Annotated in this window: 9 protein-coding genes; 7 read left to right on the forward strand and 2 right to left on the reverse strand. The window is 60.6% G+C overall.

Going from position 1 to position 7,566, the window contains the following annotated elements; all coding sequences use genetic code 11:
* Nucleotides 1-53 precede the first annotated feature (53 nt).
* From RYC17_RS20295 to greB, 4 genes are all read left to right on the forward strand, one after another.
* Complete coding sequence (locus tag RYC17_RS20295) at nt 54-488, forward strand: DoxX family protein (RefSeq protein WP_122258746.1); 435 nt, start codon at nt 54-56, stop codon at nt 486-488.
* Between the two features lie 242 nt (nt 489-730).
* The gene (locus RYC17_RS20300; protein ID WP_058400496.1) at nt 731-1,039 is read left to right on the forward strand and encodes a hypothetical protein; all 309 of its coding nucleotides are present in this window, start codon (nt 731-733) and stop codon (nt 1,037-1,039) included.
* Nucleotides 1,040-1,143: 104 nt separating this feature from the next.
* Entirely contained in the window at nt 1,144-1,473 is a 330-nt protein-coding gene (locus RYC17_RS20305; protein ID WP_002553011.1) for a hypothetical protein, read from the forward strand.
* A gap of 47 nt (nt 1,474-1,520) precedes the next feature.
* On the forward strand, nt 1,521-1,994 hold the full coding sequence (gene greB / locus RYC17_RS20310; protein ID WP_004667519.1) for a transcription elongation factor GreB: 474 nt from the start codon (nt 1,521-1,523) through the stop codon (nt 1,992-1,994).
* A gap of 37 nt (nt 1,995-2,031) precedes the next feature.
* On the opposite strand, the gene RYC17_RS20315 is transcribed toward greB, so the two are convergent.
* Both RYC17_RS20315 and RYC17_RS20320 read right to left on the reverse strand, forming a co-directional pair.
* On the reverse strand, nt 2,032-4,548 hold the full coding sequence (locus tag RYC17_RS20315) for an ABC transporter permease (protein WP_316904242.1): 2,517 nt from the start codon (nt 4,546-4,548) through the stop codon (nt 2,032-2,034).
* Nucleotides 4,548-5,231 (reverse strand): ABC transporter ATP-binding protein, encoded by a 684-nt coding sequence (locus RYC17_RS20320; RefSeq protein ID WP_004664748.1) that lies wholly within the window; start codon nt 5,229-5,231, stop codon nt 4,548-4,550. The genes RYC17_RS20315 and RYC17_RS20320 overlap by 1 nt, the downstream gene beginning before the upstream one ends.
* A 10-nt stretch (nt 5,232-5,241) precedes the next feature.
* Here RYC17_RS20320 and RYC17_RS20325 point away from each other — a divergent pair, with 10 nt between their 5' ends.
* From RYC17_RS20325 to RYC17_RS20335, 3 genes are all read left to right on the forward strand, one after another.
* On the forward strand, nt 5,242-5,847 hold the full coding sequence (locus RYC17_RS20325) for an arylesterase (protein WP_004664750.1): 606 nt from the start codon (nt 5,242-5,244) through the stop codon (nt 5,845-5,847).
* Nucleotides 5,848-5,903: 56 nt separating this feature from the next.
* Nucleotides 5,904-6,185 (forward strand): hypothetical protein, encoded by a 282-nt coding sequence (locus RYC17_RS20330; RefSeq protein ID WP_002553016.1) that lies wholly within the window; start codon nt 5,904-5,906, stop codon nt 6,183-6,185.
* A 112-nt stretch (nt 6,186-6,297) separates the two neighbouring features.
* On the forward strand, nt 6,298-7,263 hold the full coding sequence (locus RYC17_RS20335; protein ID WP_002553017.1) for a L,D-transpeptidase family protein: 966 nt from the start codon (nt 6,298-6,300) through the stop codon (nt 7,261-7,263).
* Nucleotides 7,264-7,566 lie beyond the last annotated feature (303 nt).

Below are 7,566 nucleotides of genomic sequence, written 5' to 3' on the forward strand. Positions count from 1 at the left end.
AATTTGATTATTATGGCGCCACGTTCACTTAATCAATCCCGGAAATCACCCACATGAACACAATGATCAAATCGGTTCTCAGCACTCGCGCCGGTTACGGCCTTACCCTGTTGCGCGTTATTGTCGGTATTGCGTTTATCGCTCACGGCAGTCAGAAACTGTTCGGGGCCTTCGGCGGTTATGGCCTGGAAGGCACTGCGCAGTACATGGAAAGCCTGGGCCTGACACCGGGTTACCTGATGGCGCTGATGTCTGGCAGCGCCGAGTTTTTTGGCGGTCTGGGCCTGCTGTTGGGGCTGCTGGCTCGTCCGGCTGCGGTAGTGGTGATCCTGCTGTTGCTGGTAGCGATCTTTACCGTGCATATCCATAACGGTTTCTTCATGGCCAATAACGGTTATGAGTATGCGCTGGCGTTGCTCGGCGGCGCTCTGGCAGTGCTTATCGAAGGTGCAGGCAAATTATCACTGGACCGTGTCATCGCCCGATAACCCACTACACTTGTCCTGCAAGGCCCGCTTCCGGCGGGCCTTGTGCGTTTGCGGGCTCGCGCCACGGATGACAATTGACAATGAATGGGGCGTTTCTCTAGGATGCGTGCTCAAGCGCCGATTTAACAACTACTTGCGGGGCGCCTGGCAAGGCTCAAGTCTTGTCGAAATACCGCTAAAACGTTGGTTCGGTGTTGCCTCTCACCGCTGCCCAGCGGATCTTGCGAGGCAGAGATATAACCATGAACAACCTGCGCCCCCTCATTCGTCTTTCCCCGATCAGCACGGTCTTGTCACGCAAGAACCCGAAAATCCTTCTGAGCGGCTCTCATCAGCCTACGCTGTTGCGCTATCTCGATGGCTGGCCTCGACGGGGCGGTGGTAACTGTGCGTTTCTAATTCAGTTTGTCGATACGAACTCCTCATTGAGCCACTTTGGCAACGACGAGTTCGACCTGGCGGTGGTGCAATCGCCTCAGGCTGACGACGTCGAGCAGCTCATTCGTGATCTGACGCGTATTGCCCGCCAGGGCCTGATTACGCTGGGTTGAAACGGCGGACGTATTCAATTGGCATAGAAGGCATATTGCTGGCCCCCAGCCTGTGAGCTGACAGGCAAAATCGCCGCCTTATCAAAGGATTAGGTGGTTTTCGCATGCGTTTGGTCTATTGTGCTCTGGCGTGCCTGACGCTTTCCGGGCTGGCTTTTTCCGTTCAGGCCAGAAACGCGACGGAGAACGAGCGTTATCTTTGTCGCTGGGGCTCGACCATTGCCGGTGGTGCGCAGGCTTCCAAGCTGTCAGGCGTTACCCGTTACGGGGCGCGGCAAAAGCTGCAGGCGCGCAAGTTCGCCAAACAGTGGATGCGGCCCATGGCATTGCGCATCACCGAGCAGACCTACGACAGCGAGTCGCGTTTGAAGCCTGATGCTGTCAGCAAGGTGTATTACGACGGCTGCATCCAGCATGAGGTGGCGCGTCGCTGACTTTTTATCGCCTGCCGAACTGATTTTTGCAGGGCTGGAGAAACGTCTTGAGTACAAAGATCATCACCAGGGGCGGGCATGAAGCCCTGAAGAAAGAACTCGATTACCTGTGGCGAGAGCACCGGCCCGACATTACTCAAAAGGTCGCCTGGGCAGCGTCGTTGGGTGATCGCAGCGAGAACGCGGATTACCAGTACAACAAGAAACTGCTGCGCGAGATCGACCGGCGCGTGCGCTACCTGCGCAAGCGCCTCGAAGACATGCGCGTCGTCCAGTATTCGCCGGAGCAGGAAGGGCGAGTGTTCTTCGGTGCCTGGGTCGAGATCGAGAACGAAGCGGGCGACCTCAAGAAATTTCGCATCGTCGGCTACGACGAGATCTACGGGCGCAACGATTACATTTCCATCGACTCGCCCATGGCACGCGCCTTGTTAAAAAAGGAAGAGGGCGATGAGGTGCTGGTCAACACGCCGGAAGGCGAAAAGCTGTGGTTCGTGAATTCGATTGTTTATGAGCAGTAAGGCCGGACGCACAGCGTCGTAGTCCGGCCAGTCGCGCTCAACCTTCGCGCAGTACGGTCAACGGGCTGACGTTCAGTGCGCGGCGTGTGCCGAATACGCCAGCGCCACCCACCAGCAGGGCACCGATTACCGGCAGCAGCAGTAGCCACGGATGCGGCTGCCATTCCAGTGAGAAGGCGTAGCGGTACAGCACGAAGCTCACCAGCTCACAGCCCAGCGCCGCCAGCACGCCGCTGGCAGCCCCCAGCAAACCGAATTCGATGCGCCGTGACTTGATCAGCAGTGCTCGCTCTGCACCGAGTGCACGCAGCAGCGCGCCCTGACGGATGCGTTCGTCCAGGGTCGCCTGCAACCCTGAGAACAGCACGGCAATACCGGCCGCCAGCACAAACAGCAGCACGAATTGCACGGCCAGCGTGACCTGATCAAGAATACTGCGCACCTGCGCCAGCAAGGCCTCCACTCCCAGAATACTGATCGACGGGTAGGCCCGCGACAGCTCGACGATCTGTTTGTCCTGGCCAGGCGGCAAGTAGAAGCTGGTCAGGTAAGTGGTGGGCAAATCCGCCAGAGTGCCAGGCTGGAAGATCATGAAGAAGTTGGGCTGGAAGGTATCCCAGTTCACGTCCCTCAGGCTGGTGACCACAGCTTCGCGCGTAAGGCCACCGACAATGAAGCTCAGGCGGTCGCCCAGTTTGATCTTCAGGCTTTCGGCCAGCTTGGTCTCGATCGATACCCCGGGCGTCGCGTCGCTCTGGCCTGAGGCCGGCAGCGCCTTCCACCAGTTACCGGCAGTCAGGGTATTGCCTTCGGGCAAATCGGCGGCCCAGGTCAGGCTAAGGTCGCGGCGAGTGGCGTTTTCACCACGCGAGTCCTTGGTCACGAAGTTGCCCACCGGTTCACCGTTGATGCTGGTCAGACGCCCCGGCACTACCGGGTAGAGCGGAGCCGAGTGGGTGGACAGCTTGCTCAGGGTCTGGGCGAAGTTTTCTTTCTCTGATGGCAACACATTGAGCACGAAATAGTTCGGTGCGTCCTTGGGCAGCTGGTTTTGCCAGGTGTCGAGCAGTTCACCGCGCAGCAGCGCTATCAAACCCATTGATAGCAGGATCAGGCCGAAAGCCAGAGATTGACCGGCAGCGGCCAGCGGGTAACGCAGCAGTTGCCCCAGGCCCAGCCGCCACGGCAGCGACGCACTGGCGAGCAGGCGGCGCAGGCTGTTGAGCGCCAGCAGCAACAGGCTGCCCAGTATCAGCGCGGCGACGACGCCACCGCCCAACAGGGCAAAGGTCAGCACCAGGTCCAGGCTCAGGCGCCACATGATCAGGCCCAGCGCGAACAGCGCCGCGCCATACACCAGCCATGAGCTGGCGGGAATCGGCAGCATGTCACGGCGCAGCACGCGCAGCGGCGGCACGCGACCCAGTGCTGCCAGTGGCGGCAGGGCGAAACCGGCCAACGCCACCAGCCCGGTGCCCATGCCTGCCAGCGCAGGCAAAAGGCCGCCCGGAGGTACCGCGGCCGGCAATAGATTTTGCAGCAGTGCAAATAACCCCAATTGCGCCAGCCAGCCCAGCAGCGCGCCGCTCAGGCTGGCCAGCAGGCCGATGATCGCCAGTTGCAGGCTGAACAGGGTCATGGTCTCGCCGCGTGACAGGCCCAGACAGCGCAGCAGGGCGCTGGCATCGAAGCGCCGTGCGGCAAACCTGGATGCCGAAAGCGCCACGGCAACGCCTGCCAGCAGTACGGCCACCAGGCTCGCCATATTCAGATAACGTTCAGCCTTGCCCAGCGCGCCACCAATCTGCTGACTGCCATCGCGGGCGTCCTTGATTTCCTGATGCGGTTCCAGAGTCGGCTCGATGGCTTTACGGTAGGCGGCCAGCGCTTCGGGCGGGCCGCTCCACATTTCCCGGTAGCTGACTCGGCTGCCCGGTTGCACTACGCCGGTAGCGGCGAGATCCTGCAGATTGATCATCACCCTCGGGGTCAGGCTGTAGAAGTTGCCCGCACGGTCTGGCTCGTACGTCAGTACCCGAGTCAGTTTCAGGGTTTTCGAGCCGACGTCGATATCATCACCTACCTTCAGATCAACGGCTGGAAACAGTCGTGCCTCGGCCCAGGCTTCACCGGGCCTGGGGCCGCTGCCAGCCTGCTCGGTCTGATACAGGTCCGCTGCGCTTTTAAGCTCGCCGCGCAGTGGGTAAGCGTCATCCACCGCCTTGATGCTGGACAATTGGATACCGGCATCGGTGGCGATCACGCTGGAAAAGATCACGATCTGCGCATGCTTGAGTTGCAGGCGCTTGCCTTCCTCGACCTGCTCGGCGCGCGCCGGGCTGGAACCCTCCAGAATCAGATCAGCGCCAAGAAACTCGGTTGCCCGCAACAGCATTGCGCCGTTCAGGCGCGCGCCGAAATAACCGATGGCGGTGCTGGCAGCCACGGCGACCAGAAGGGCAAAGAACAACACCCGCAACTCTCCGGCGCGTGCATCGCGCAGCAGTTGGCGGGCGGCGAGGCTTAGCAGACGGGCAAAAGGCAAACGTGCCATCAAGGCTCCAGCGGGGCGACCAGTCGGCCCCCTTCAAGACGGATCAGGCGGCGGCAGCGATGCGCCAGACGCTCATCGTGAGTCACCAGCACCAGCGTGGTGTTGCGCTCCTTGTTCAGTTCGAACAGCAGGTCGCTGATACGCTCGCCAGTGTGGCTGTCCAGGTTGCCGGTGGGTTCGTCGGCAAACAGTACGTCCGGGTCGGCGGCAAACGCGCGGGCGATGGCGACACGTTGTTGTTCGCCTCCAGACAACTGACGAGGCGTGTGGGTCAGGCGCTGGCCAAGACCTACGCGCTCCAGCAGGTCGCGAGCCTTTTCGCGGGCGTCCTTGCGGCCTTCAAGCTCCATCGGCAGCATGACGTTTTCCAGCGCATTGAGGCTGTCGAGCAACTGGAATGACTGAAATACAAAACCGACGTGCTCGGCGCGTACTCTGGCGCGCTGGTCTTCATCCAGCTCACTCAGGTTGCGGCCCGAGAGGATGACCGAACCGGAGCTGGGCAGGTCAAGCCCGGCAAGCAAGCCGAGCAGGGTGGATTTGCCCGAACCGGATGCACCGACGATGGCCAGCGTGTCGCCCTTGTTTAGTTCCAGGGAGAGTTCGTGCAGGATGGTCAGGTCACCTTCGGTGCTGGGGACTACTTTGCTGAGGCTTTGGGCACTGAGAATACTTTCACTCATGGAGAATCCGATGCGTGCGTTGTTTTTAAGTGCTGGCCTGGGGTTACTGCTGCTGTCACAGGGCGCGTTGGCGGGCACGGTATTGATCGTTGGGGATAGTATCAGTGCGGCTTTCGGACTGGATACCCGCGTGGGGTGGGTCAGCCTGCTGGAGCAGCGTCTGAGCAAGGAGGGATTTGACGACAAGGTGGTCAATGCGTCGATCAGTGGCGACACCAGTGCCGGGGGCCAGGCGCGTTTGCCTGCGCTGCTTGCAGAGCATAAGCCGGAACTGGTTATTCTCGAATTGGGTGGCAACGACGGACTGCGTGGCCAGCAGCCCGCTCAATTGCAACAAAACCTTTCATCGATGATCGACAGCTCTCGGGCAGCCGGTGCGAAAGTGTTGCTGCTCGGTATGCAGATACCGCCCAACTACGGGCCGCGTTACACCAACGCGTTCAAAGAGGTTTACAGCAACCTGGCCGAGCAGAAAAAAGTCCCGTTTGTGCCCTTCTTTCTGGAAGGTGTGGGCGGAGTGCCCGAACTGATGCAGGCTGATGGTCTGCATCCGGCGGCGGCTGCTCAGGGCAAGTTGCTGGAAAATGTCTGGCCGAGCCTGAAACCGCTGCTTTGAGGCTTTCCCGGACGGGGGCTTTCGGCTAATGTGGCGCCCCCGATCTGGAGCCCCCCATGCCGCGTCCCGCCTGGTCCCTGTATGCCTATCAAATGCTTGAGCCCCATGAGCAGCTGGATCTGTTCGCCTGTCAGGAAGTGCGCGTCCATCTGATTGCTCGCCAATTGGAGCTGGGCGGCTCGATCGACCGGACGTTGTGTGGCACGTTGTTGCCTGCCCAGCCGCAGATGCGCGCCGTCGAACTGCAAGCCATGCGCGATGAGCGCCTGTGCCCGCTGTGCAAGGCCATCATGGATGCGCAGCGCAGGGGCATGAACCCGATCTGGCCTGAACTCTAGCTGTCGCCGAAGCGCGCCAATCAGGCGCAGATATCCCCGATCCGGCAAGTGCCGGTGTACACTTCAGTTGTTGTTTCCATCTCTATAGTCGTTACCCGAAGGATCTTCCCGGATGTTGTCGCGCATTCCAGCCGTTACCCGCTGTCTGTCGCTTGCTGCTCTGTGCGCGGCGAGCTCTGTCCATGCTCTGGAGTTTCCGTTGCCGCCGCCCGGTGAGGACATCGTGGGCCAGGTGCAGGTCATCAAGGCCAAATACGAGGACACCTTTGCCGATCTGGGCACAAAATACGATCTGGGTTATCTGGAAATGATCGCGGCCAACCCTGGTGTTGACCCCTGGTTGCCGGGTGCAGGCAAGGACATCGTGCTGCCGACCCGCTTCATTCTGCCGCCGGGCCCGCGCGAAGGGATTGTCATCAACCTTGCCGAGTACCGCATGTACTACTACCCCAAAGGGCAGAATGTCGTGCACACCTATCCGCTGGGTGTCGGTCGTGAAGGCTGGGGTTCGCCTATCGGGGTGACCAAGGTAACGGCCAAGACGCCAAACCCGACCTGGACGCCACCTGCCTCGATCAAGGCCGAACATGCCGCTGACGGTGATCCGCTGCCTGACGTAGTGCCGGCCGGTCCGGATAACCCGCTGGGGCCGTTCAAATTCGGTCTGGGGCTTTCCGGCTACCTGATCCACGGTTCGAATAAAAAGTTCGGTATTGGCATGCGCACCAGTCATGGCTGTTTCCGCATGTACAACAACAACGTGCTGGAACTGGCCGATATGGCTCCGGTCGGTACGACCGTGCGAATCATCAGCGAGCCCTACAAATTCGGCATCAGCGGCGGCAAGGTTTACCTTGAAGCACACACACCGGTCGATGACCTGGGCAACCCCTCGGTGGTCGACAAGCACACTGCGGTCATCAATGCGCTGCTCAAACGTGACGACCTGGCCAACAACCTGCGCATGAACTGGGACGTAGTACGTGATGTGGTCGCGGCCGAAGACGGCATGCCGGTGGAAATCGCAGAACCAGGCAAAGCGCCTGCGAGTGCTGAAGAGCCTGTGATTTTTCAGTAGTCCAACCTGTTCGCGCGCCGATACTATGCCTTACACAACGGTTCTGCGAAATCAGGCGAATGACCATCGTGCCTACGCTCCGCGTAGACACGCAACTCGTGACGCTCCGCGTCACATCTGTGCTGCCGCACAACATCCACGCCTTACGCGCAGCCGCTGCCAGAGCAGTGCTTTTCAACCGCGATGGCACTGACGACGCAGAGTGCGACCTTAGTGACGGCTGAGCCCTGACGCTGATCCGGGGGATGCGAGGCAGGACGCCGAGCAAGCCGCACCGGGCCAAGGATGGCCCGTTGCGGCGGC

Source organism: Pseudomonas syringae group sp. J248-6 (genome assembly GCF_032586995.1).
GTDB lineage: Bacteria > Pseudomonadota > Gammaproteobacteria > Pseudomonadales > Pseudomonadaceae > Aquipseudomonas > Aquipseudomonas amygdali.

Excerpts from the sequence above, each read along its gene's own strand:
- RYC17_RS20295 (WP_122258746.1), top strand. The coding sequence starts at position 54 with ATGAACACAATGATCAAATCGGTTCTCAGCACTCGCGCCGGTTACGGC.
- RYC17_RS20300 (WP_058400496.1), top strand. The coding sequence starts at position 731 with ATGAACAACCTGCGCCCCCTCATTCGTCTTTCCCCGATCAGCACGGTC.
- RYC17_RS20305 (WP_002553011.1), top strand. The coding sequence starts at position 1,144 with ATGCGTTTGGTCTATTGTGCTCTGGCGTGCCTGACGCTTTCCGGGCTG.
- RYC17_RS20315 (WP_316904242.1), bottom strand. The coding sequence starts at position 4,548 with ATGGCACGTTTGCCTTTTGCCCGTCTGCTAAGCCTCGCCGCCCGCCAA.
- RYC17_RS20320 (WP_004664748.1), bottom strand. The coding sequence starts at position 5,231 with ATGAGTGAAAGTATTCTCAGTGCCCAAAGCCTCAGCAAAGTAGTCCCC.
- RYC17_RS20325 (WP_004664750.1), top strand. The coding sequence starts at position 5,242 with ATGCGTGCGTTGTTTTTAAGTGCTGGCCTGGGGTTACTGCTGCTGTCA.
- RYC17_RS20330 (WP_002553016.1), top strand. The coding sequence starts at position 5,904 with ATGCCGCGTCCCGCCTGGTCCCTGTATGCCTATCAAATGCTTGAGCCC.
- RYC17_RS20335 (WP_002553017.1), top strand. The coding sequence starts at position 6,298 with ATGTTGTCGCGCATTCCAGCCGTTACCCGCTGTCTGTCGCTTGCTGCT.